Source organism: Natrinema sp. CRL1 (assembly GCF_059162405.1).
Window position 1 is genome coordinate 111,991 of sequence record NZ_JBLVOY010000003.1, and the last position, 21,495, is coordinate 133,485.

Annotated in this window: 21 protein-coding genes, 1 tRNA gene and 1 pseudogene; 7 read left to right on the plus strand and 16 right to left on the minus strand. The window is 64.2% G+C overall.

Annotated elements, in window-relative coordinates:
- Nucleotides 1-17 precede the first annotated feature (17 nt).
- Nucleotides 18-1,382 (minus strand): annotated as a pseudogene (locus ACJYUO_RS11430) (NAD-dependent succinate-semialdehyde dehydrogenase); the annotation flags it as partial.
- Nucleotides 1,383-1,564: 182 nt separating this feature from the next.
- On the opposite strand from ACJYUO_RS11430, the gene ACJYUO_RS11435 reads away from it, so the two are divergent.
- A complete protein-coding gene (locus ACJYUO_RS11435) occupies nt 1,565-1,870 on the plus strand; it encodes a cupin domain-containing protein (protein WP_494345500.1) in 306 nt (101 codons plus the stop codon).
- 10 nt (nt 1,871-1,880) lie between these two features.
- On the opposite strand, the gene ACJYUO_RS11440 is transcribed toward ACJYUO_RS11435, so the two are convergent.
- A complete protein-coding gene (locus ACJYUO_RS11440) occupies nt 1,881-2,513 on the minus strand; it encodes a uracil-DNA glycosylase family protein (protein ID WP_494345986.1) in 633 nt (210 codons plus the stop codon).
- Nucleotides 2,514-2,670: 157 nt separating this feature from the next.
- Between ACJYUO_RS11440 and ACJYUO_RS11445 the strand changes: the two genes are divergently transcribed.
- Nucleotides 2,671-3,162, plus strand: coding sequence for a metal-dependent hydrolase (locus ACJYUO_RS11445; protein ID WP_494345501.1), 492 nt, complete (start codon nt 2,671-2,673; stop codon nt 3,160-3,162).
- 36 nt (nt 3,163-3,198) lie between these two features.
- Here the strand turns inward: ACJYUO_RS11445 and ACJYUO_RS11450 are convergent, their stop codons facing one another.
- Nucleotides 3,199-4,077: a COX15/CtaA family protein gene (locus ACJYUO_RS11450; protein WP_494345502.1), complete on the minus strand. Its 879-nt coding sequence runs from the start codon at nt 4,075-4,077 to the stop codon at nt 3,199-3,201.
- A gap of 154 nt (nt 4,078-4,231) precedes the next feature.
- On the opposite strand from ACJYUO_RS11450, the gene ACJYUO_RS11455 reads away from it, so the two are divergent.
- Nucleotides 4,232-5,335 (plus strand): M24 family metallopeptidase, encoded by a 1,104-nt coding sequence (locus ACJYUO_RS11455; RefSeq protein WP_494345503.1) that lies wholly within the window; start codon nt 4,232-4,234, stop codon nt 5,333-5,335.
- Between the two features lie 83 nt (nt 5,336-5,418).
- Here the strand turns inward: ACJYUO_RS11455 and ACJYUO_RS11460 are convergent, their stop codons facing one another.
- The 13 genes from ACJYUO_RS11460 to ACJYUO_RS11520 all read right to left on the minus strand — a co-directional run bounded on the left by ACJYUO_RS11460 (nt 5,419) and on the right by ACJYUO_RS11520 (nt 17,774).
- Complete coding sequence (locus ACJYUO_RS11460) at nt 5,419-6,105, minus strand: helix-turn-helix domain-containing protein (protein WP_494345504.1); 687 nt, start codon at nt 6,103-6,105, stop codon at nt 5,419-5,421.
- A 134-nt stretch (nt 6,106-6,239) separates the two neighbouring features.
- Complete coding sequence (locus tag ACJYUO_RS11465) at nt 6,240-7,322, minus strand: glutamate--cysteine ligase (RefSeq protein WP_494345505.1); 1,083 nt, start codon at nt 7,320-7,322, stop codon at nt 6,240-6,242.
- A gap of 168 nt (nt 7,323-7,490) precedes the next feature.
- Complete coding sequence (locus ACJYUO_RS11470; RefSeq protein WP_494345506.1) at nt 7,491-9,086, minus strand: fatty acid--CoA ligase; 1,596 nt, start codon at nt 9,084-9,086, stop codon at nt 7,491-7,493.
- Between the two features lie 108 nt (nt 9,087-9,194).
- A complete protein-coding gene (locus ACJYUO_RS11475) occupies nt 9,195-9,884 on the minus strand; it encodes an Ig-like domain-containing protein (protein ID WP_494345507.1) in 690 nt (229 codons plus the stop codon).
- 29 nt (nt 9,885-9,913) lie between these two features.
- The gene (locus tag ACJYUO_RS11480; protein ID WP_494345508.1) at nt 9,914-10,621 is read right to left on the minus strand and encodes a hypothetical protein; all 708 of its coding nucleotides are present in this window, start codon (nt 10,619-10,621) and stop codon (nt 9,914-9,916) included.
- A gap of 854 nt (nt 10,622-11,475) precedes the next feature.
- Entirely contained in the window at nt 11,476-12,111 is a 636-nt protein-coding gene (locus ACJYUO_RS11485; RefSeq protein ID WP_494345509.1) for a fibrillarin-like rRNA/tRNA 2'-O-methyltransferase, read from the minus strand.
- Entirely contained in the window at nt 12,104-12,976 is an 873-nt protein-coding gene (locus ACJYUO_RS11490; protein WP_494345510.1) for an NOP5/NOP56 family protein, read from the minus strand. The genes ACJYUO_RS11485 and ACJYUO_RS11490 overlap by 8 nt, the downstream gene beginning before the upstream one ends.
- Nucleotides 12,977-13,094: 118 nt before the next feature.
- Nucleotides 13,095-14,222 (minus strand): DUF63 family protein, encoded by a 1,128-nt coding sequence (locus ACJYUO_RS11495; protein ID WP_494345511.1) that lies wholly within the window; start codon nt 14,220-14,222, stop codon nt 13,095-13,097.
- A gap of 84 nt (nt 14,223-14,306) precedes the next feature.
- Nucleotides 14,307-15,110 (minus strand): inositol monophosphatase family protein, encoded by an 804-nt coding sequence (locus tag ACJYUO_RS11500; RefSeq protein ID WP_494345512.1) that lies wholly within the window; start codon nt 15,108-15,110, stop codon nt 14,307-14,309.
- A 353-nt stretch (nt 15,111-15,463) separates the two neighbouring features.
- Nucleotides 15,464-16,519: an ATP-binding protein gene (locus ACJYUO_RS11505; protein WP_494345513.1), complete on the minus strand. Its 1,056-nt coding sequence runs from the start codon at nt 16,517-16,519 to the stop codon at nt 15,464-15,466.
- Nucleotides 16,520-16,805: 286 nt separating this feature from the next.
- A tRNA-Leu gene (locus ACJYUO_RS11510) sits at nt 16,806-16,888 on the minus strand.
- Between the two features lie 172 nt (nt 16,889-17,060).
- On the minus strand, nt 17,061-17,189 hold the full coding sequence (locus ACJYUO_RS11515; protein ID WP_494345514.1) for a hypothetical protein: 129 nt from the start codon (nt 17,187-17,189) through the stop codon (nt 17,061-17,063).
- Between the two features lie 90 nt (nt 17,190-17,279).
- Nucleotides 17,280-17,774, minus strand: coding sequence for a DUF309 domain-containing protein (locus ACJYUO_RS11520; RefSeq protein ID WP_494345515.1), 495 nt, complete (start codon nt 17,772-17,774; stop codon nt 17,280-17,282).
- 272 nt (nt 17,775-18,046) lie between these two features.
- Between ACJYUO_RS11520 and ACJYUO_RS11525 the strand changes: the two genes are divergently transcribed.
- The 4 genes from ACJYUO_RS11525 to ACJYUO_RS11540 all read left to right on the plus strand — a co-directional run bounded on the left by ACJYUO_RS11525 (nt 18,047) and on the right by ACJYUO_RS11540 (nt 21,474).
- On the plus strand, nt 18,047-18,844 hold the full coding sequence (locus tag ACJYUO_RS11525; protein WP_494345516.1) for a M14 family metallopeptidase: 798 nt from the start codon (nt 18,047-18,049) through the stop codon (nt 18,842-18,844).
- Nucleotides 18,845-18,989: 145 nt separating this feature from the next.
- The gene (locus ACJYUO_RS11530; RefSeq protein WP_494345517.1) at nt 18,990-19,334 is read left to right on the plus strand and encodes a glutaredoxin family protein; all 345 of its coding nucleotides are present in this window, start codon (nt 18,990-18,992) and stop codon (nt 19,332-19,334) included.
- 119 nt (nt 19,335-19,453) lie between these two features.
- A complete protein-coding gene (locus tag ACJYUO_RS11535; protein WP_494345518.1) occupies nt 19,454-20,038 on the plus strand; it encodes a DUF7110 family protein in 585 nt (194 codons plus the stop codon).
- A 155-nt stretch (nt 20,039-20,193) separates the two neighbouring features.
- On the plus strand, nt 20,194-21,474 hold the full coding sequence (locus ACJYUO_RS11540) for a PQQ-dependent sugar dehydrogenase (protein ID WP_494345519.1): 1,281 nt from the start codon (nt 20,194-20,196) through the stop codon (nt 21,472-21,474).
- Nucleotides 21,475-21,495: the final 21 nt, after the last annotated feature.

A 21,495-nucleotide genomic window follows, 5' to 3' on the forward strand; every position in this document is an offset into this window, starting at 1 on the left:
GCCGCGTCGGCCGGCCGTTACTCGACCCAGACCGTCTTTCGGTTGACGAACTCGAGCATTCCTTCGCGGGCGAGTTCGCGGCCGTACCCGGAGTCGTTGACGCCGCCGAAGGGGACTCGCGGGTCGGATTTGACGAGCTGATTGATATAGACGCAGCCGGCGTCGATCTCTCTCGCGAGACGCTGGCCGCGCTCGCGGTCGGCCGTCCAGACGCTTGCGCCGAGGCCGAATCGGGTGTCGTTCGCTCTCGCGACGGCCTCGGTTTCATCGTCGACTTCGAAGACGGCGGCGACCGGCCCGAACAGCTCTTCGGTGGCGGCCGGACAGTCCGCTGGCACGTCCGCGAGCACGGTCGGCGGGTAGAACGCACCCTCGCGGTCCAGCGGTTCCCCGCCGGTGAGTACCTCGGCACCGGCTTCGACGCTTGCGTCGACCTGTTCGTGGAGTTCTTCCATGAGATCAGCGCGGGCCTGCGGGCCGATGTCGGTCGACTCGTCCATCGGGTCGCCGACCGTGAGCGATTCGATTTCTGCGAGGAACTGCTCGAGGAATTCGTTATAGACATCGGTGTGGACGAAGAACCGCTTGCCGGCGATACAGGACTGCCCGCCGTTTTGATTGCGCGCCCACGCGCCCGTCTCGGCCGCCTCCGCGATGTCGGCGTCGTCGAGGACGACGAACGGGTCGCTCCCGCCGAGTTCGAGGACCGATCTCTTGAGCTGGTCGCCCGCCGTCGAGGCGACCGCACGACCCGCCGGGCCGCTTCCGGTAACGGTCGCGGCCTCGACGCGGTCGTCCTCGATGAGGTCGGCGACGAGATCCGACGGGATCAGCAGCGACTGGAAGACGTCCTCGGGATAGCCGGCCTTTCGGAACACGTCCTCGATTGCCTGCGCGCAGCCGGGAACGTTCGAGGCGTGTTTGAGCAGTCCGACGTTCCCCGAGGTGAGATGCGGCGCGGCAAACCGGAACACCTGCCAGAACGGGAAGTTCCACGGCATCACCGCTAGAACCGGCCCGAGCGGATCGTAGACAGTCTTCACGTCCGTTCCGGGCGGACTCGGATGCGCGTCGGCCTCGAGGTAGGCGCTGCCGTGTTCGGCGTAGTGGTCACAGACCCACGCGCACTTTTCGACCTCGCCGATCGCCTGCGAGATGGGCTTTCCCATCTCTCGGGTCATCGTCTCGGCGTACTCGCGTTTGTTCTCACGGAGCACGTCTCCCGCCGCCGCGAGCAACTCCTCGCGTTCGCGAACCGGTCGCTCGCGCCACTCCGCGAAGGCGTCGGTCGCGCGCTCGAGGGCCGCCTCGACGTCCGCCTCAGTGTGTTCCTCGACCGTCTCCTCTCGTTCGCCGGTAGCCGGGTTGACGACCTCCATGCACTCCCGTTGTTCATTATACCTTGTTTAATTTTCCCCCGAATAGCTGTACCTCAGCCTAAAACAGGATATTATTTCGGCCTGTCGACGAAACATCGATCCGCTCGAGGAAATTACACCCTCCGCTCCCTTACCCGAACGTGTTCGTTCCAAACTACATGCACGCGTATCCCCACTGTTCGCGTATGCCCGAAGCCACGTCGCTCGAGACGCTCGAGGAAGCGCCCCACGCCGAGGTATTCGAGGAGCGAACCCCGCGAACCGTGCGACTGCAACTCGACGCGGACGAGCGGGTCCCGAAACACCGCCATCCGGAGTCGAACGTCGTCATCCACGTCATCGACGGTGCCGTCGACCTCACGCTCGGCGAGGAAGTCTACGACCTCGAGTCGGGCGATGTCGTCCGATTCGACGGCGATCAGGACGTGTCACCCTACGCGGTGGAGGATAGTACGGCGCTGGTCGTTTTCGCGCCGAAAACGGATTCGTAACGTCCCGCCGTCAGCCGACCAGCGTCGCGACGCCTTTCGTCTGCCGGTAATCGCTCGCGAGTATCGCCTCGAGTTTCGAGACGATCGCCTCGCGGTCGCCGTCGACCCACTCGACCGGGTCGGCGACGGGAACGACCATGAACCCGCGGCCGCGGATGTCGCGGGCGTGTAACGACGGCATGTCGAGGTCGAACCGGCGGCGCTGGGTCGTGTACTCCCGGAGGACGTGATCGGTCGCACGAGCCCCGACCGGCAGCAGGATGTGGGCGTTGATCGCGCGGAGTTCGGCGTCGAAAAACCGCTCGAGGTCGGCGTAATCCTCGTCGGTCGGTCGCTCCCCGTCTGGAAGGCTGCACATGTGGACGTAGCTCCAGAAACAGTTCTCGAGGACGGGTTCGGCTTGCGGTCCGCTTGCGAAACCGGTCTCGCGGAGGACGTTTTGGATAGCGATTCCGGCTTCGGTTTCGGTGAAAGGAATGCCAGTGGTTTCGCCGCCGTGGACGCCGGGAAAGTCGCCGATGACGTGGAAGTCGGCGTTGGCGTCACCGTAGCCGAACGCGGCCGCCCGGTCGCCCGGATCGGAGCGGTCGAACGGCGGTCGCAGTCCGAACGGGTTGCTCGTCCTGTCGGTGACGTTTTGCACGCACGGGAGGAAGCGATCTGCGGTCAAAACCCTAGCGGTCGCGCCGGGCGGATTCGGCGGACCGCCGCGCTCGCCGCTCCGGCCGGAGCCGACGGCCGGTCTGACCATCGACTCGACGACGGTAAGTTTATATTTCAGCCGTCGGGTCGTGTTGTATATGTATCAGGAGGGCCACTACGGCGGTGCGCTGCTGGCGTACGCGCCCGTCGGCACCGTCGTTTCCCTCTGGGGACACGCGGCGGTCGCGATCGTCGGCGGTCTCGTCTGTGTGGGGCTGTCGACGCTTCCCGACTGCGATCACCGCCTCCCGCTGATCGAGCACCGCGGCCCGACCCACACGGTCCCCTTCGCGTTGCTCGTCGGTGCCGGCCTCGCCGCCTTGGCCGCCGTCCTCGTCGACGCGTCCTCGGCCTTTGCCGACGCCGGCTTCGTCACCTTCGCCTTTCTCGTCGGCCTCCTCTCGATCGGTTCGCACCTCCTCGTCGATGCCCTGACACCGATGGGCGTCCGCCCCTTCTGGCCGCTCTCGCGGCGTCGCTACTCCGTCGATCTGACGACGGCGGCGAACCCGCTTGCCAACTACGGCCTGTTCGGACTCGGCGTCGGGGCCGTCCTCGTCGGGACCCTCATCGTCGTCACTATCAGCTGAGTTCGGTTCGAAAATTGCCGTGACGATTCGACGGACCTACCGCGAGAGCGCATCGGCCGCTCGGCTCGAGTCGTCCGCGCCGCGAGTGAGGACGATCCCCGCGACGAAGGTCACGAAGAGCGCGGCCGAAGCGACGAGATAGGGCATCTCGAGTGCCGGATCGACGGCCTGCCGGCCGAAAAAGAGGACGGCAATGACAATCGGCGGTGCCGCGAGCAGTGAGACCACGGCGCGGCCCGCGAAGCGACGCCGGCCGATCATCGTCGCGACGATCGCCGCGCCCAAGAGCGTGAGGGTCACGCCGTACTGTGCCATCTGCATCGTCGGCGAGTAACTCGAAATTTCGGAGCCGACGACCGGGCTGAGCACGACGTGTGCGGGCAACGCGACGATGCCGACCGCGAGCGCGCCGGTGACGTGAGAGCCCGTCAGTCGGTGGGCCCAGACCAAGACGGTAGCAACGAGGAACAGGGTGAAGATGAGGACGGCGGTCCAGAAGTGCAACGAGAGGATGTCCATCGTGTAGGTCGTGACGGTCTCGCGGCCGAGGACGACCTGTACCGGCGTCAGGACCATTCCGAGGACGACCAGCCCGGCTACTCGCCGGTCAACGTCGGGGAGTCGCCACGCTGCGAGCGCGGAGCCGATGATGGCAAAGCCGGCGAACATCGCGACGAAGCGGTGGAACCACTCGTAGAAACTCGGCAGGCTCCCCGGCAACAGGTTGTACGGCCCGGCGTCACACTGGGGCCAGTTGGCCTCGCAGGCCAGCCCGGAGCCCGTCGCCTTCGCGGCGATACCCAGCAGGATCGTCGCCGCGACCATGACGAGCGTGACGGTCAGCAGGTGCGGAAAGCCGAACCGATCGATCAACGATCGAAACCTCGAGTCGGGCGCGTGATTATCGTACGACACGGTCGTTCAGCGGGAGTTAGGACGGGCCGTACTTATGTTGACCGAGTCACGCGATCGTAACACAGCGCGACGGTTTCGGCGGCCCGCTCGCCGACCCCGACGGTGACGACCCGACGTTCGCCGCATTCAAGAACACCCCACGCCAGCACACGACATGGACAAACGCGAGCGACTCGAGGCCGTCCTCGAGTCACACGACCTCGATTCGGTCTGGTTCGCCCGGCCGAACTCGTTTGCGTGGCTCACCGGCGGGAACAGCGTGATCGACCGCGAGAGCGATACCGGCGTCGCCGCGATCGGCTACGACGGCACCGATCTCCGCCTCGTGACGAACAATATCGAAGCCGACCGCATCGAAGCGGAGGAACTGCCCGACCTCGAGGCGAGCGAGGTGTCGATCGAGCGGTTCCCGTGGCACGCGTCGTCGCTTTCCGAGGCCGTCGCCGAGCGCGTCGACGGCGACGAGCGGGCCGCTGCCGACATCGATATCCCCGGCCTCGAGCGCGTCGACCCGTCGGCGGTACGCCAGCCGCTGACCGAGCGCGACCGCGAGCACTACCGCGAACTCGGCGGGCAGACGGCCTCGGCCGTCGAATCGGTCTGTCGAGAACTCCAGCCCGAGGACACCGAACACGAGGTGGCGTCGGCGTTGCGGATCGCCCTCTCGGCGCGGGACATCGAAGCGCCCGTCGTGCTCGTCGGCGGTGCCGAACGCGCCCAGCAGTACCGCCACTACACGCCGACCGAGGCCGAACTCGGCGACTACGCACTGGTCTCCGTAACCGCCGAGCGCGCCGGGCTCCACGCCAGTTGTACCCGAACCGTCGCCTTCGATCCCCCGTCGTGGCTCGAGGAACGACACGAAGCCGCGGCCCGTGTCGAGACGACGGCGCTGGCGGCGACGCAGGCGGTGGCCGAAGACGGCGGCGAGGCGGGCGACGTCTTCGCCGCCGTTCAGGACGCCTATGACGCGGTCGGCTACGCGGGCGAGTGGGAACACCACCATCAGGGCGGGGCCGCCGGCTTCGCGGGCCGAGAGTGGATCGCCACGCCGGACCACGACGCACCGGTCAACGTACCGATGGCCTACGCGTGGAATCCGACCGTCCAGGGGGCGAAAAGCGAAGATACCGCACTCGTCACCGACGACGAGGTCGAGGTCCTAACCGCGACGGATCGATGGCCGACGACGACCGTCGACGCGGTCGGTCGGGATCTCGAACTCGAGCGACACGATATCCTCGACCTCGAGGCGTAACGATGGACCAGCGAGCTGGCGAGTTGTGGTCGCTTTCCCGGTTCTGATTCCGGACTCGATTCGAAATCCGGTTTGATTCTGCGTTAGTTGTCGCTATCCCGATCGCCGGCGTCATCGCGGTCGGTGTCGTCTTCGAACTCGATGACGTCGGTCTCGGTGTCGCCAGGAGCGTCGGCGTCGACATCGGCTTCGGAGTCACGATCGGCGTCCGCGTCCGATTCTATCTCGTCGGCCGGCGGCGGTGCCGTGTCGTCGACGGTGATCGTCACCGGTTCGACGTCCTCCTCGAGTTCGACCCCGGCATTGCGTTCGTCCTCGCGGTCGAGGACGCGGTCGAGCGTGAAGATGGTGTTCAGTTCGTGTTGGACTTGATCGACGACGCCGCCGACGAGTTCGCTCGGCTGGATCGCCGTGTACTCGTAGGGGTTGTTCCCCGCGCCCTCGTTGGCGCGTTTCTCTCGGGTCACGCGGTCTTCCTCGTGGAGTTCCGCGAGCGCTTCGCGAACCGTACTGGGATAGAGGCCGGTCCCCTTCGCGACCTCTTCGGAGGTACTGCCCGGGTTCGCTAGCAGATATACGTAGATCTTCGCGCGAGTCTCCGTGTCCAGAATCCACGAGAGCAGGTCGACGATCCGTTGGTCGAGTTCCTCGACGGTCGGGTTCCGACCGAAGTCATCTCCAGTGTGCTCGACGAACTCGTCTGCCCCCTCGAGCGATTCGTCTCCGCCGTCCGCGCCGCCCGGGCGCTCGTCAGTGTCGTCGGAACTCATGTGGCTTCTCGTACAGGACGAGGCTTCGAGCGGAGTTAAACCTTTGTGGGGGTGGCAACGCGACCAGAGCTGTAAATAGCGACGGTGTGTCGGCAGAACGACACGAGGACGGATTCTCGGGGGTTTCTGCGGCTCTACTCCGTCTGCAGACGGAGCGAGTCACACAGCGCGTCGGGACCCTCGTCCTCGAGCAGGCGACGTTGGCGATCCGCCCCGCTTTCGCGTTCGTACACCTCTTTGATGCCGTCGATCCCCAACCGCTCACACTCCCGATCGACGAGTTCGCCCAGTCCGACGGTCCCCTCGAGATCGCGGTCGATGAAGGAGGCGTCCTGCCCGTAGCGGATGGCCCGCCACTTGTTCTCGTCGAGCAGTTCCCGGCGGTGGCGGTGGCCGTTCGTGCCGTCCTCGTAGGCCTCGGCCAGCGCCTCGACGAGCGCGTGGGTGTATTCGACGAAGGCGAGCACGATGTCGGGATCGGCCTGCCCGTCCGGGGTCCGCACCTCGACGCTTCCGTGGGCCGTGTGGGGGCGCACGTCGTACCAGAGTTCGCCGCGGTCGCTGATCGAGTCGGTCTCGAGCATCCGGCGTTCGAACCGGTCGAAGGCCTCGAAGTCCTCGAAGTGGGTCGGCATCCCGGTGTTGGGCAGCGCCTCGAAAATTTTCGCGCGGGCCGATTGGAGGCCGGTGTCGAACCCGTTCCAGTACGGCGAATTCGCCGACAACGCGAGCATGATCGGCACGTACCACCGCAGCTCGTTGGCGATCCAGACCGCCTTGTCGGCGTCGTCGACGCCGACGTGGACGTGGACCCCCGCGGTCGTGTTCCGGTGCTGTGGGTACTGAATTCGGTCGAGTTGCGAGCGATAACGGGGCTTTTCGGCGTGCTCGAGTTCGCGCCACTTCGCGAGCGGGTGGAGGCCGGCGGCGGCGATCCGGTAGCCGTGGGCCTCGGCGTGGTCGACGAGCGCTTGTCGGATCTCGAGCAGCGAGTCGCGGGCGTCCTCGGGGTCTTCGATCAGCGGCGTCTGGGTCTCGATGACGAACTTGAACAGTTCGTGGTCCAATCGGCCCTCGAGGATTTCGGGGGGTTCGTGTTCGTAGACGAGTTCGTCGGTTCCGCTGGTCGGGCGGCCGTCCTCGTCGACGACGAAACACTCCTCTTCGATCCCCAGCGTACCCATGCGCGTAAACGATTCCCGGGACCCGCGTTCCATCGTTGCCACGTTTTGCCCGCGGCGATAAATACGATTTGGACTCGGAACCGTTCGGCCGGAACTGGATCGTGTCACGGGACCGTCCCCAGACGGCGCGGGCAACGATGAATGTTCGAGACTCGGGGTCTCGGGTGTGATTCGCCGACGTCACCGAGATCGGCCCGCGTCTCAGGACGCGACGGTTTCGGCCTCGGACTCGAGGTCTGCCTCGTCCTCGCGGAGCTTGAATTTCTGGATCTTGCCGCTGGGATTCTTCGGGAGTTCGTCGACGAAGTAGTACGTCCGCGGTCGCTTGAAATCGGCGAGCCGGTCGCTCTCGAGGACGAACGAGGCGAGATCGGTCGCGCTAATGCCGTCGTCGGTAACGACGTACGCGACGACCAGTTCGCCCCACTCTTCGTCCGGTTCGCCGACGACGGCCGCTTCGTCGACGGCGTCGTGGCCGAACAGCACGTCCTCGACCTCGGCCGGGTAGACGTTCTCGCCGCCGGAGACGATCATGTCGTCTTTCCGGTCGACGACGTAGAGGTAGCCGTCGTCGTCGCGATACCCCAGGTCGCCGGTGTAGTACCACGTCGTGCCGTCGGCCTCGCGCAGGGATCGCGCGGTCGCTTCGGGCCGGTTCCAGTACTCCCGCATCGTACACGGGCTGGCGATCAGGATCTCGCCGATCGCTCCCGGTTCGACCTCCCGGTCCGGGTCCGCGTCGGGTTCGACGATGCGCAGTTCGTGATTGAGCCCGGGTAAGCCGGCTGAGCCCTGTTTGGAAAGTTGGTCAGCTGCCGACTGGAAGACGCCGGCGGGGCCGATCTCGGTCATGCCGTACGCCTGAACGTAGTCCTTACAGAGGTGGTCCATACAGTTCTCGAGCACCTGTTCGGGCATCGGGGCCGCACCGTATAGCCCGAGTCGGAGCGACGAGACGTCGACGGGCGACTCGGCGGCGGCCATCGAGAGCGCGTTCCAGGCGGTCGGTGCCGCGAACAGGACCGTGACGCCGTGGTCCTCGATCGCCTCGAGCACGGCCGCCGGTTCGAACTCGTGGTGGATAACGGTCGCCGCGCCGCGGTGGACCCGGGCGAACAGGTTGCAGTGGAGTTCGGCGCAGTGGTACAACGGCATCATCGACAGCCCGATATCGTCGCGGGTGAGGTTCATCTCCGCGATACAGAGGAGGTCGTGTTCGACCATGTTCCGGTGTTCGTGGACGACGCCCTTCGGGCGGCCCGTCGTCCCCGACGTGTAGATGAAGGCGTACACGTCGTCTTCCGCGACTGAAACCCCGGGTTGCTCCGGCGATCCCGACTCGAGCATGTCGTAGAACTCGGTCGCATACGCCGGAGGATCGTCGCGGTCGTCGTCGATGAACACGTACTCCCCAACGGTCTCGAGACTGGGACGCGCCCCCTCGACCGCCTCCTGCGTCTCGGACTCGAAGACAACCAGCTCGGCTTCGGCATCGTCGACGATGTACTCGATCTCGCCCGCCGGCAGGCGGAAGTTCAGCGGGGTGAAGACGGCACCGATCTTCGCACAGGCGTAAACGGTGAGTGCCATCTCCGATCTGTTGTAGAGCACAGTTGCGACCCTATCTCCCTTCTCGATTCCGGCCTCGAGCAAGGCGTTCGCCAGTCGATTCACCCGCTCGTCGAACTCGGCGTAGGTCCACCGCTGGCCCTTCCGCGGATAGACGATCGCGTCCCGGTCGGGATACCGGTCGACCGTCTGCTCGAGCGTATCGCCAATCGTGGGGTGTTCTGACATACCATGGCCCCGTACCACGATGGTCCTTATATTCTTTATCGAGTGAAATGCCCTACGCGTCGCTGTCTTCTTCGATCACACCGATCGCAATCCCGTCGACGGCAGTCGTCAGTCGTATCGAACGCCCCAGGAACACGGAAACACATCAGCGACCGACTGGGTGGCCACGATCCCGTCGTTGGTGACCGAGACCGTTCCATCGGAGCGCGAATCGCTGATTCGAGCGTCGAACTCGTCCGCCGCTCCGTGACCCGTTCGCGCTCGAGCGGTCAACTCGTACCTGCCGAACTCATCGGTCGCCTCGAGTTCGCGTTCCTCGCCCGGCTCGAGCGAGACCGTCTCGTCGACGACCGTCTCGCCGTCGGCGGTGGTCAGTTCGACGCGCACCTCGTGATCGCGGTCGGCGCTGTTGGTGACGCGGACGACCGCCGGTTCCGGCAGTCTGATCGTGTCAGTCGCCTCGAGTTCGAGCGTCCGCGTCTCGCCGTCCGTTTCGACGCAGGGGTCGTAGGGCGCGTCGTCGATCACGACGAACGACCGGTCGGGATCGACGGCGTCGTCGAACAGGAGGCTCTCCGTCTCGTACCGTCCGTCCTTGAGTGCGGCGTCGACCTCTGCCCGGATCGGATCGGGCAGTGACTCGTAGTCGATCGACACGAGGTGACACCGTTCGAACTCCCCCTCCGTCGTCGATTTCGGGGTGCCGTTTTCGGTCGTATCGACTCCGTCCTCGTCGGAATCCGAATTGGGATCGGTCGTCCCGTCCGACTCGAGGCAGCCGCTAAGACTGACGGACATCCCTCCCGCCGCGAGAATCGAGCGCCGGTTCATGGCGATACTGAGACTACGTCCTCGGTGGAATTGAAGTGGACACGTCGCTCCTCGTCGACGGTGAGGCTCACGCGGGCGATTTCGAAGTTTTCGGGGCGCTCGACGCGCACAACCGAGTGCCGCGAGGTCAGGTCATCCGTCCGTTCGTACGGCGTCGTCTGGCACCCGTGGAGACGCAGACCGCGATCGGTCCGCTCGGCGCGCTTCCAGTGGTGGGCGATCGATCCCGAGCCGAAGCCGGATTCGACGACGAGCAGGATATTTGCGTCGAAATCGATTTCGTCGATAGGCTCTTCGGGCTCCTCGCCGCTGCCGTCGTCGCTGTCGCCGCTCTCGAGGTCGAAGACTTCCCGAACCTCGTCTGCACTCGTGAGGGCACGGACGGCGTACACCTCGTCCCCAGTATCGGCGGTCGAGAGCAGCAGGTCAGCGCGGGGAGCCGACACCGGCTGCAACTCGAGGTCGGAATCGGCCGACATGTTCGCACAGAGATTCAACTCGTTCCACGCCTCACGATCGGCCGGTTGCTCCGCGATTTTGTAGGGCGGTTGGTCGACGCGAGGGTCTTCCAGAACTGCACTCGTCGGCTCCGTCCCGCCGTTGCCGTTTCCGCTCTCGCTGCTATCGTCGGCTTGTAGACAGCCGGCCGACCCGACCGTCGCGAGGGCGGTGCCGGCGAGGAACTGCCGTCGATCGAGTGTCATCTATCCGCCCCTACGGGCAGATTTCGTAAAACGTTTCTAGTGGCTGAAACACACGTTTGAGCTATAGTAGCCACGAAAGCGATGTACACACTGATCGCGACGCAGTCGTGCGATCAGGTGTGCACTGACTGTCAATGGCTACTATAGGTTGGTACCGCACGTCCTCCCGGAGGGAGAAGTGTGCTCGATCGCCGTCTCCAGAGTTGTACGAGCCCCGAAATCGGGAGTCCTGATTCCGTGCTATCGGGAACCGCTCACGGGGACAGCATATTTTGGGACCGTCTCAAACCCGTCTCGCCCGCGACTCTGGTTGGGAGAATCTCTCGAGGTGTCCACAACAGAATCTGATAGTATGCCACTGAGTGTGATACTACCGCTTGGAATAGATCTGTGATGAGCGAAAGCGATAGCAGTTCATACGAGACCTGCTAGTCGTTTCGTACCACAATCTCCGTTCACGACCACTCGATTCCGTGATCCGCATACCGTCCGTCGACTGCACGCTCACAGTCACCGCAGAGCCATCAGCCCCTTGGCGGATCGCGTCCGACCGCTCACGGCGCTACCGTGCTGGTGTCCCTTACAGTCGACCGTCTCATATTGCCTGCTGACGCGGATCGAATAACGCGCAGTTCGGACACCAGACCGATCCATCCGTCCGTCGAATCCTCTTTCCACGACAGTCAGCGCAGGGCTCTTCGGCATAGCGGACCATACAATAGCTGTCTGGGAGCTAGATAGATATGGGTATTTCGGTGGACTCACGTTCTGTAATGCGTGATTCTCAGCGAGTGCAGATGGAGACGTTGCGGAGAATATGCTCACGACACGACCAAATGGGACACCCGCCCGACTCACCGCGGCCGCGCGACGACCCCGAGGTGATCCGCGTGATACTCCTCGAGCCGCCGACTCTCTTCGATCTCGTACCCCGTCGAAAGCTCCTCGCGAACGTCCTCGAACACGGCCGACGGTTCTCGAGTCACGTCCTCGCTCCGAGCCTTCACGGCCAATAGGAGCCGCCCGTCGTCGGCCAAGAACTGCCGGTTCTCGAGGGCGACCCGCGCCTGTCCGCGCGTCGCCACGTCCTGGACGAGCACATCGACGTCGGACTCGACGACGTGGGCGTAGGTCTCGGGCTTGCGAGCGTCTTTCAGCAGCGGGAAGAGCCGCTCGCGGCTCTCGGCAGCCTCGAGCAGGTCCCGGACCGGCCGGGCGGCGAACTCGACGGCGTAGGTCGGACCGGCGAAATCGGCCACGTGGCTCACGGTGGTCCCGCTGGCTGCGCCCAGATAGAGGACGGTTTCCCCGCCCGCGAGGCCGGTGTCCATCCCCAACTCGAGCATGGCACCGAGCTTCGAGCGATTCGGATTCCACGCGCGCCACTCTCCCTCGGTGGGCTCGCCGTAGACCGGCTCGCCCTGTGTCGCGAGTCGCTCGGTTCCGTCGAATTCGCGGCGCTGGACTCCCGTTGGAAGTGCCTCACTCATCGCCGACACTTCCGTTGCTGTCGCCGTCATCGTCGACGGTCCGCGACTGAATCGTCTCGATCCGCTCGGCCAGTTCCGCCTCGAGTTTGGGCTTTGACTCGCCGGAGTAGTGATCGACCCGGGCGGCGATGGCGAGTTTCCCGGCGACCGCACGCGCCGCGGAGCCCCGCTCGTCAGGATGTGTGCCCCGGACCGCGTCGTGCGTGTAGATGATGCCGTGCTTGGGCGAGGGCGCGTGGCCCCGCAGGTGGGCGAACAGGGCGTCCTCGGCCCCGAGGACCTGAATCGTCCCGCTGGGTTTCTTCGCCAGTTCCTCGAGGCCGCCGGCGAGCGAGATCAGCCGGGCCGCGAGGACGGGGTCGGCCAGCGCCGCGAGGTTCGGCGCGACGGCCGGCGTTTGGCGCTGGACGAACTCCCGGAGTTCGTCTGCCTCGTCCGCGAGGTCGGCGACCCGTTCGGCGAGCGAGCGGACCGCGGGCTCCTCGAGGTCGTCCGAGTCGGCCCTCGCCAACTCCCGCGCGTACTCGACGCCGGTTCCCGCGTCGGGGTCGACGGTGCCGGCCCACTCGGCCAGCCGCTCGGCGAGTTCGTTTGCGGTGCGATCGCAGTCGTCCATCGCCCGGATCGCGTGGACCAGTTGTCGGTCGTCGGCCCGCTCGCGTTCGGTCACCGCGGCCCGGGTGGCCTCGGTCGTCGCCTCGCGGAGGGCGTCGTAGTACTCGTCTTCGTCGCTCGCGAACCCGGCCTCGAGCGCGAGGGCGGGCCAGTCGCGGGGTTCGTCGGCGCTCCCCTCGCGAACCGCAGTGATCGTCGCATCGGGATCGTCGCGGTCCCCGACCGCGAACCACCCGTCCGTATTACTCATGCACGTTCGTTCCCGCCGCGGGCGATTAAAGGCCCCGTTCACGGGCTCGGACAAAAGAGACCGGACAGTCGCTCTCGAGAGCAGAACTAAACCCGCTGAACCGCGAAAACGAGCCGACTTAGACGCCGAACGTCGCCCGCAGCATGTCGCGGGTGCCGGGACCGAGGCCGACGGCGACGACGGTGATCATGAGGAGGATCGCGTAGCGGGGGCTGTCCTCGAAGACCGTCTCGTCGAAGATCCAGATGACGAAGACGGCGGCGGCGACTTTCACGAGCAGGAACGGCCACGCCGATCCGGTGACTGCGACGATATCGGCGGGGAGGACGTCCGCCGTCGTGTTCGCGATCGCCCGGTTGATCGGGTGCTTCGGGACGAGGTTGGCCGGCAGGCCGAGGCTCGTCGCCCAGTCGAGGCCGATGACGTTCGCGACCCCGTCGACCGCGTGGGCCCAGATGACGATAATCCCCATCGACTCGGTTCCGCGGTTCAGTTCGGGGGCGAAGCGCTCGAGTGCGACCCACGTGATCGCCGTGGTCAGGGTCGCGCCGACGAGGATCACGAGCGGAATGAGCGGATAGAACTCGGCGTAGGGTTCTGTCGCCGCGACGTAGGCCAGATAGGCGATCGTAATCGTCAGTACGGTCGTACCGATCCCGGCGAGGGGGTACTCATAGCCCGAGACGTGGCCGTTGCGGTCGAGCCAGACGGAGGTGATGACCGAAACGAGGGCGATGAAGAAGACGGTAAAGTAGATCAGCGGGCTGATGATAAACCCGGACCAGGGCAACTGGATCGCCATCTCGCCGGTCGCTTCGAAGGCGGTGGCGTTGACGTCCTCGACGACCCGCAGCGCCCCGCCAAAGAGCATGAACGGGAACAGCGCGAAAAAGCCCGCGCGATAGCGCTCGATCTCGAGGCGGCGGACGAGGAAGATGACCCCGACGAGCAACAGGACTAACGTCGGGATGTAGCCGGAATACGAGACGAAGGTATAGCCGGGCTCTGCTGTCGGACCCGCGCCGGTACCGGCCTCGCGACAGGGGAGTTCCTGACCGCCGGCCCACGCGACGCAGTTCCAACTGTGAGCGTCGGCGACGACCGGCCCCCAGAAGTACTGCCAGATAATGTCGACGTACACTCGCTGGGGGAACAAGACCGCGCCGAGGACCACGATGGCGGCGAGACTCGCGACGGTTGCGGCCCAGATCCGCTCGGGCCCGTACCGGTCGATGAAGTCGTCCATACCGAATCCCGTTGGGGGGAGCGCTTACCGTTTCCGGTTTCAATGCGCGTGACAATTCGTTTTGTCGACCGCGAACATGCTCTCTCAGTTCTCGGCCTCGCAAGCGGCCGCGAGCACCTCGTCGTGAATCTCGCCGTTCGAGGCGACCAGCCCCCGGCTATCGTGTCGCCAGCGCTCGCCCTCGAGGTCGGTCACGACGCCGCCGGCCTCGCGGATCAGCCCGACGCCGGCGACGGTGTCCCACGAGTTCGTCGGCAGGTCGGTCACCGCCCCCTCGAGCGCGCCCGAGGCGACCATCGCGAGCTCGAGTTGGGCACAGCCGAATCGGCGCATGTCGCCGAATCGGTCGCCGATCGCGCGGGTGGCCGCGGCGAACTGCTCGCGCTGGTCGAAGTCCCACCAAAAGGTCGGGCAGACGGTGGCCGCCTCGGGGTCGGTACAGTCGCTGACCGACAGCGGCTCGTCGTTACAGAACGCGCCGTCCGGCCCGACGCGGTAGGTGTCACCCAGCGCGGGGCAGTCGAAGGCAGCGCCGACCGGGTCCCCATCGACGACGGCGGCGACGGCGGTTCCGAACGTCTGTACACCGTCGACGTAGTTGCTCGTCCCGTCGATCGGGTCGACGATCCACGCCGGCCCGTCCTCGGGGACCGCCTTCAGCGCGCCCTTCTCCTCGCCGACGATCGGATCGTCCGGAAACGACTCGCGGACGGTCTCGATGACGGTCTCCTGTGCGTCGCGATCGATCTGGGTCACGACATCGGTTTTCCCGTCTTTCTCCTCGACGGCGAGATCGGTTCGAAACGAGTCGGCTGCGACGGCGGCACCCGCGTTCGCGGCGCGAACGGCGACGGCCGCACGCTCGCCGTTGGAGTCGGCTTCGCTCATTGCCTAGTATCGGTGGGCCGGACTCAAAAGTGGTCGTACTATAGTAGCCACTGAAAATCATTGCACACCTGATCGCATGACTACGTCGAGATCAGTGTGTAAATCGTTTCAGTGGCTACTATAGTGACTCGTCTGCCGGCTATCAGAAGTACCAGTTCCGCCATAACTTCGGATGGGTCGAAGCGGCTTCAAGCGACACAGAGAGAGCGGATACAGGGAGCGGTCATTTCGTCCGCGCGATCGACTTGTGACGGCTTGCAATCAGTTCGGATTCCCGACACCGAGCTCCCCGAGGTCAACGCCGGCCGCGTCGACTTCGTCGCGTGGTTTCGCTACCCCTCGATACAGGTGGCCTACCCACCGCTGGTAGGTGGATCAGCCTTCGGCAACGCTATCCGAACCCGGTTGCCGCGAGGCGTGTTCTCCGCGAACGACAGCTGTCCGCCGAGGGAGTCGACACACCATTTCATTACCCAGAGCCCGACGCCAGACCCGTGATACGTGCTGCTGACCGTCCCTTCGTCGTCTAAAACGTCGATTTCGATGTCCGGAATCGGCGGCCCGTTATCGGCGATCTGGATGATGCCGAGATTGTTCTCGGGATCGTCGGTCACCGTCACCGTTACCTCCGTCTCGTCGACGGCATGGTCGTTGTGGACGATCGCGTTCTCGAGTGCGTGATCGAGCGCGTACTCGAGCCCTTTGTCGGCGATCACCCACAGATCCGTCGAGATATCGACCATGAGGTCAGTTTCAGGATATTCCGATGCGGCCTTCATCGCACACGTGCGAACGGCGGTCCGTAGATTGGTCGGTTCTCGCTGGGCCGCATCGGGCTCGATAATTTGCTCGACCTGATTGAGCGAGTCGCTAAGCGTCCCGACCTCGGCGGCGATATCTAGGATCGTCTCGACTTCTTCCTCGAGTTGATCGTTTTCGATGGCCGTCTTGATCCGATCGGCGTAGCCGATGAGAACGTTCATCTCGTTTCTGAGGTTGTGACGGACGACCCGGTTTAAAAGACGGAGCAACTGCTCGCGGACCCTGTACTCGGTGATATCGCTGACTTCGCCGAGCACGTATTCTTCGCCCTCGACGGTCGCGAGTGTCAGATAGATGCTTACCCAGCGGAACTCCCCGTTTTTCCGTTCGATCTGCCACTCGAGAGTCTGTGGATCGCCGTCGGCAGCGGCCCGAATTCGGGTGCCGGCTTCCGTTTGCGTACACCTCGTCATGGGTGCCGTATACTCCTCGACGTTCATCGTCCGGATTTCGCTCGCAGAATAGCCGTACAGTTGCTCTAGTCGATCGTTGATATCCAGAATCGCTCCCGTCTCCGGATCGTGTAACGTGATGCCGGTATCCAACCGGTCCAGTATCGGCGGTAACGACACATTCGAACCCATCATTGTCTATAGTAATTTCTGATAGGGAGTAGACCACATTGATTGTTACCCCAAATATCGTTGGCAGAGATATGTCCGCTACACGGATACTGCCTCCATCATTCGCGAACCGATTCAAAGGTCTCGACGCTCCAGTGACTATAGTAGCACCGACAGTCAGTGCACACCTGATCGCACGATTGCGTCGCGATCAGTGTGTGAATCGTTTCAGTAGCTACTATAGGAACGCGAGTGTCGGCAGAAGGTTTGCGAGGGCAAGACGCTCCGTCTTGCCGCGCACTGTGGTGAGTGCGAGGGGAGGGGATCGAACCCACGAACTCCTACGAGAGCGGATCTTGAGTCCGCCGCCGTTGACCGCTTGGCTACCCTCGCACGCAGTTGCTTCTGAAGCCATCCCAGCGGTTAAATCGTCCGATTCCGTTCGGTGATTTTCCGATTCCGATGTCTATCGAGGGCGTACCGAGAACCGATTCCGGGACGAGACTGCGCTACGAGCCGCTCGAGGACCGCCGAGAATACGCCGTCGAAGACGGACTCGACTCGATCACGTCGCCCGGGTCTCGAGGGCCGACTCGGTGTACCGGCGACCGCAGTTCACGCACTGGTAGCCGCCTTCGATGTGGGCGTAGAGTCGTTCCCCGCAGTGCTCACACCGGCCGTAGGGCTGTGCCATCTACTCGGTATGGAGTTCCGAATCGGGATAAATACCGCACTTACACGTGCGCCGATCGGCGCGATCGGCGGCGGTTCCCGTGGAGCCCGGTTACTCGAGTCGTGTCGCATACTCTCGGTCCACCTCGCTCGCCACCGGGTACTCCCCGTCGAGTTCGATCTGCCACCCGTCGAGTACCGTTGGGTCCTCGAGCGCGTCGGTGAGCGTGCTCCGCACGTCCAGAAGGGCGACGCCGTAGTAGTCTCGGGGGACACCGCGGAGGTATTGGAGTGCCGTTTCGAAGAGCGACCGCATTCCGGCATCGTCCTCGAAGTCGAAGTGTTTGTACGCCCCGGCGGCTACCTGCACCATCCCGTGAAGGAACGCGCTCTCCGTAGTTCCGGTGCCGTAGTTGTACCACTCCGCTTCGAAACAGTCGTGTGACTCATGGAAGTCGCCGGCGTTGTACAGCCGGACGCCGTGAAGCACGGCTCGACGGAGCGTTCCGTGCTCCCACCCGTTCGACGGGCCGCGATCGGCGTCCCACCCGGTCGGTGTGTCGGCGATCGGCGGCCCGACGGAGTCGTCGCGGGTGTGGTCGTCCATGACTGTTCGTTATAGCCCTACTCACGTAACCGCGTCGGCGGGGTGGGTCCGTCACAGCCGTTCAGATCGTTCACCTCTCACTACGCCCTTGAGGACGGGCGGCCCGTCGCCGTTGGGGTTCACCGAGTGTGACAGGTCGGGGCCCTCGATTCGTCGAGTCCACTCTCGATGCGGGCCGTTGGCACGGTGACGGCGGTTCGGATCCGACGGCTGACCCGTCCGCGCTGTGAAAGACCGAATCGCCTTTCCCGTTTCGGCCCAATTATCACGTAATGAGAGTTGCACAGCTTGGGTCGGGAACGCCGGAAATCGCAGTCGTCGCGGGCGTTCACGGGGACGAACCCTGTGGCGTCCGGGCCGTCGAGCGATTACTCGACGAGCGCCCGACCGTCAAACGGCCCGTCAAACTCATCGTCGCCAACGAGGACGCCCTCGAGCGGCAAGTTCGTTTCGTCGACGAAGATCTCAACCGCGCATTCCCGGGCAGTCCGGACGCACAGACCCACGAGGGTCGGCTCGCGGCCGAACTCGTGGCCGAACTCGACGGCTGTCTGACCTTCTCGATGCACTCCACGCAAAGCCACGCCGATCCGTTCGCCATCGTCAACGGGGTCAGCGAGACGGCAAAAGAAATCGTCCCGCAACTGCCCGTCTCGGCGATGGTCGAGACGAGCAACTTCGCGGAGGGGCGGCTCTTCTCGGCCGTCGACACCGTCGAAGTCGAGTGTGGACTACAGGGTTCCGAGACGGCCGCCCAGAACGCCGACCGGCTGACTCGCGCCTTCCTCACCGCTGTCGGCGCGCTGCCCGGCGATACCGTCCAGCGCGACCTCCCAGTCTACCGTCTCACCGACGTGATTCGCAAAGGCCAAGCCGACACCTACGAGGTCTTCGTCGATAACTTTACGGAAGTCAAAGCAGGCGACCCCTTCGCCGCGGCCGATGGCAACGAGCAGGTCGCCGACGAGGCGTTCTACCCGGTACTCATGTCTCCGAACGGTTACCGAAACGTCTTCGGCTACGCCGCGGAGAAACTCGAGGTCCTCGAGACGCCGACTGCGGCGGACTGAGGCGTCGATTCTCGCTGTTCCCTGCCGGTACTGGCGGAACCGTTTTCGGACCACAGCCGCTGAGCCACTGGTCGATCACGATTCGAGTCCGATCGTGAGTGCCGATGACGCAAAGCATATCCCCGTCACGGCCGTAGCGACGGACATGGAATTCCCACCGAATCAGGGTCACGATCAGGAAGAGGTCAACGAGCAGGTCGCCGACGCCATCGCGGAAAACGAAGTCGTCCTCTTCATGAAGGGGACGGAACTGATGCCCCAATGTGGCTACTCCCGCAAGGCCCTCGGCCTGATCGACCAGTATCGCGACGACTTCGAGACCATCGATGTCCTCGACTCTCTCGACGAGTACCGTGCGGCGCTCAACGAGGAGAGCGGCTGGGAGACCATTCCGCAGACGTTTGTCGACGGCGAGTTCGTCGGCGGCTCCGACATTCTCGAGGAACTCGAGGAACGCGGCGAACTCGAGGAGACGCTGACCGAGGCGTAACTGTCGCGACGCTGCGATTTATTTATAAATATTGATATCTCACGGATTTAATAGCAGGTCATATAAGTCACGCGCTCGTACTAACAGATCACGAGTATCGCCGTACACACCTTCCCACAATGTCAACAGAGGAATCCAGACACGTTTATCGGCTGCATTCGACACTCGAACTGCCCCTCGAAGATCTCCACGACCACATCGACGACGCGACGTTTCCGGAGGGAGTCACGGACGTCGAGATCACGCGGCGCAATAATACGCTGATCCTCAAGGCCGTCGCCGAGGACCAGTCCGTCAGCAAGTACACCCCCACGGCACAGCTCAAGGCAAGCGTCACGGAAAACCGGGTCTACGAGGAGGATCCGGACGAGCGACGCCAGAAGTCCTTCAGTTGGGACGAGGAAGAAGAGGAGGAGATCGAATCCGAACTCGTCGAGTTCGCCGCGTTCAAGGGCGACCGCGAGACCGTCCTCCAGAACTCGCTGTTGCAGTATCAGATGTTCCTCGTCCTCTGTGGGATCGCCGAAGCCGCCGAGAAAGGCACTCTCACAGCGATTTCGGAACACGACGGCGACCTCGAGGCGACCCGAATCGTCGACGGCGAGCCGCGACCCGCCGACATCGAGGTCGTCGAGGGCCCGCGAGATCACGGGTCCGGACAGGGCGGCGTCAACTGGCGCGACAACAAGTTCATTACGGACTGACCGCCCAACGGGGGCAGGGCAGCCGAATATCTCTTCGAGACGAACAGTGTCGCCGCTATCGAGACGCTAGAAATCGAGTCGATACCGGTCACGCATGGATAGTGTTCAGCGCAGGTCGAACGCCTTATTTCTCCCTCGAGGTCGGAGGAATCCGGATGCGTTCTCCGACCAGCCGACGACGGTTTTTGACGGTTGCTGGCGTCGGTGTGACTGCGGGACTCGCCGGGTCCGCGTTGCAGTCGTCCGCTGCCAGCCCTGAGACAGACGAATCGCCGACGGAAATCGATCGAATTCCGGAGACGGTCGGCCTCGAGACGGTAATCGACGGTCTGACATCGCCGCTGGCCGTCGAATTCGCGGCTGGGGACAACCGACAGTATGTTGCGCAACGAGGGGGCCGCATCTTGGTCCACGGACCGAACGGGCTCCGCGACGAGCCGTTTCTCGACCTTCGCGAACTCGTCGTCACCGGTGGCGAACGCGGCCTGTTGGGAATGGCGCTCCATCCCAACTTCGCCGAGAATCGCCGGCTGTTCGTTCACTGTAGTACCCCTCGTCGGTCCGGAACGCCGTCGGACTACGACCATACAGGTGTTCTCGCGGCGTTCGAAGCGGTCGACGACGGACTCCGAGTGGACCGGGAGTCCGGACGCGTCGTCCTCGAGATTCCGCAACCGAAAGACTATCACAACGGTGGCGGTATCGCGTTCGGTCCGGACGGCTACCTCTATGCCGGTATCGGAGCCGGAGGGGCTGGTGGCGGGGGCGGGCAGGACGTGACGAGCGATTTTCTCGGAAGCATCCTGCGTCTCGACGTCGACGATCGGACTGCCGAGCAAGGGTACGCTATACCCGAGGAGAACCCGCTCGTCGGCCGGGAGGGCCTCGACGAATACTACGCGTGGGGCTTTCGGAACCCGTGGCGGCTGTCGTTCGATGGTGACGACTGCTTCGTCGCGGACGTCGGCGAGAGTGACTACGAGGAGGTCAACCTTGTCGAAGCGGGCGGTAACTACGGGTGGAACCGGAAGGAGGGTACGCACTGCTTTCGGGAGGACGACTGTCGGGACGAGACACCGGAAGATGTCCGCGGTGGTGAACCGCTCCGCGATCCGATCGTCGAGTATCCACACGAAACGACGGATTCGGGCCCGAGCGGCGTATCGGTCATCGGCGGCTACGTCTACCGCGGCACTGCACTGCCGGCGCTATCGGGCGCGTACGTTTTCGGCGATTTCCAGGCAGCGGGGCGATTGTTCGCTGCGATCCGTCCCGACAACGAGGACGATCCGTGGCCGACGGCCGTCATCGATGTCACCGAGGAAGACCGACTCGAGCAAATCCTCTCGTTCGGCCGTGACAGCGCAGGGAACGTATACGTACTCGGAACCGGTGCCGACGGAAGCGGTCTCTATCGGATGAGACCCGAGGCATAAGTCTCGACTACGTTCGCTGTG

Excerpts from the sequence above, each read along its gene's own strand:
- ACJYUO_RS11435 (WP_494345500.1), top strand. The coding sequence starts at position 1,565 with ATGCCCGAAGCCACGTCGCTCGAGACGCTCGAGGAAGCGCCCCACGCC.
- ACJYUO_RS11445 (WP_494345501.1), top strand. The coding sequence starts at position 2,671 with ATGTATCAGGAGGGCCACTACGGCGGTGCGCTGCTGGCGTACGCGCCC.
- ACJYUO_RS11455 (WP_494345503.1), top strand. The coding sequence starts at position 4,232 with ATGGACAAACGCGAGCGACTCGAGGCCGTCCTCGAGTCACACGACCTC.
- ACJYUO_RS11460 (WP_494345504.1), bottom strand. The coding sequence starts at position 6,105 with ATGAGTTCCGACGACACTGACGAGCGCCCGGGCGGCGCGGACGGCGGA.
- ACJYUO_RS11465 (WP_494345505.1), bottom strand. The coding sequence starts at position 7,322 with ATGGAACGCGGGTCCCGGGAATCGTTTACGCGCATGGGTACGCTGGGG.
- ACJYUO_RS11470 (WP_494345506.1), bottom strand. The coding sequence starts at position 9,086 with ATGTCAGAACACCCCACGATTGGCGATACGCTCGAGCAGACGGTCGAC.
- ACJYUO_RS11475 (WP_494345507.1), bottom strand. The coding sequence starts at position 9,884 with ATGTCCGTCAGTCTTAGCGGCTGCCTCGAGTCGGACGGGACGACCGAT.
- ACJYUO_RS11480 (WP_494345508.1), bottom strand. The coding sequence starts at position 10,621 with ATGACACTCGATCGACGGCAGTTCCTCGCCGGCACCGCCCTCGCGACG.
- ACJYUO_RS11485 (WP_494345509.1), bottom strand. The coding sequence starts at position 12,111 with ATGAGTGAGGCACTTCCAACGGGAGTCCAGCGCCGCGAATTCGACGGA.
- ACJYUO_RS11490 (WP_494345510.1), bottom strand. The coding sequence starts at position 12,976 with ATGAGTAATACGGACGGGTGGTTCGCGGTCGGGGACCGCGACGATCCC.
- ACJYUO_RS11495 (WP_494345511.1), bottom strand. The coding sequence starts at position 14,222 with ATGGACGACTTCATCGACCGGTACGGGCCCGAGCGGATCTGGGCCGCA.
- ACJYUO_RS11500 (WP_494345512.1), bottom strand. The coding sequence starts at position 15,110 with ATGAGCGAAGCCGACTCCAACGGCGAGCGTGCGGCCGTCGCCGTTCGC.
- ACJYUO_RS11505 (WP_494345513.1), bottom strand. The coding sequence starts at position 16,519 with ATGATGGGTTCGAATGTGTCGTTACCGCCGATACTGGACCGGTTGGAT.
- ACJYUO_RS11515 (WP_494345514.1), bottom strand. The coding sequence starts at position 17,189 with ATGGCACAGCCCTACGGCCGGTGTGAGCACTGCGGGGAACGACTCTAC.
- ACJYUO_RS11520 (WP_494345515.1), bottom strand. The coding sequence starts at position 17,774 with ATGGACGACCACACCCGCGACGACTCCGTCGGGCCGCCGATCGCCGAC.
- ACJYUO_RS11525 (WP_494345516.1), top strand. The coding sequence starts at position 18,047 with ATGAGAGTTGCACAGCTTGGGTCGGGAACGCCGGAAATCGCAGTCGTC.
- ACJYUO_RS11530 (WP_494345517.1), top strand. The coding sequence starts at position 18,990 with ATGGAATTCCCACCGAATCAGGGTCACGATCAGGAAGAGGTCAACGAG.
- ACJYUO_RS11535 (WP_494345518.1), top strand. The coding sequence starts at position 19,454 with ATGTCAACAGAGGAATCCAGACACGTTTATCGGCTGCATTCGACACTC.
- ACJYUO_RS11540 (WP_494345519.1), top strand. The coding sequence starts at position 20,194 with ATGCGTTCTCCGACCAGCCGACGACGGTTTTTGACGGTTGCTGGCGTC.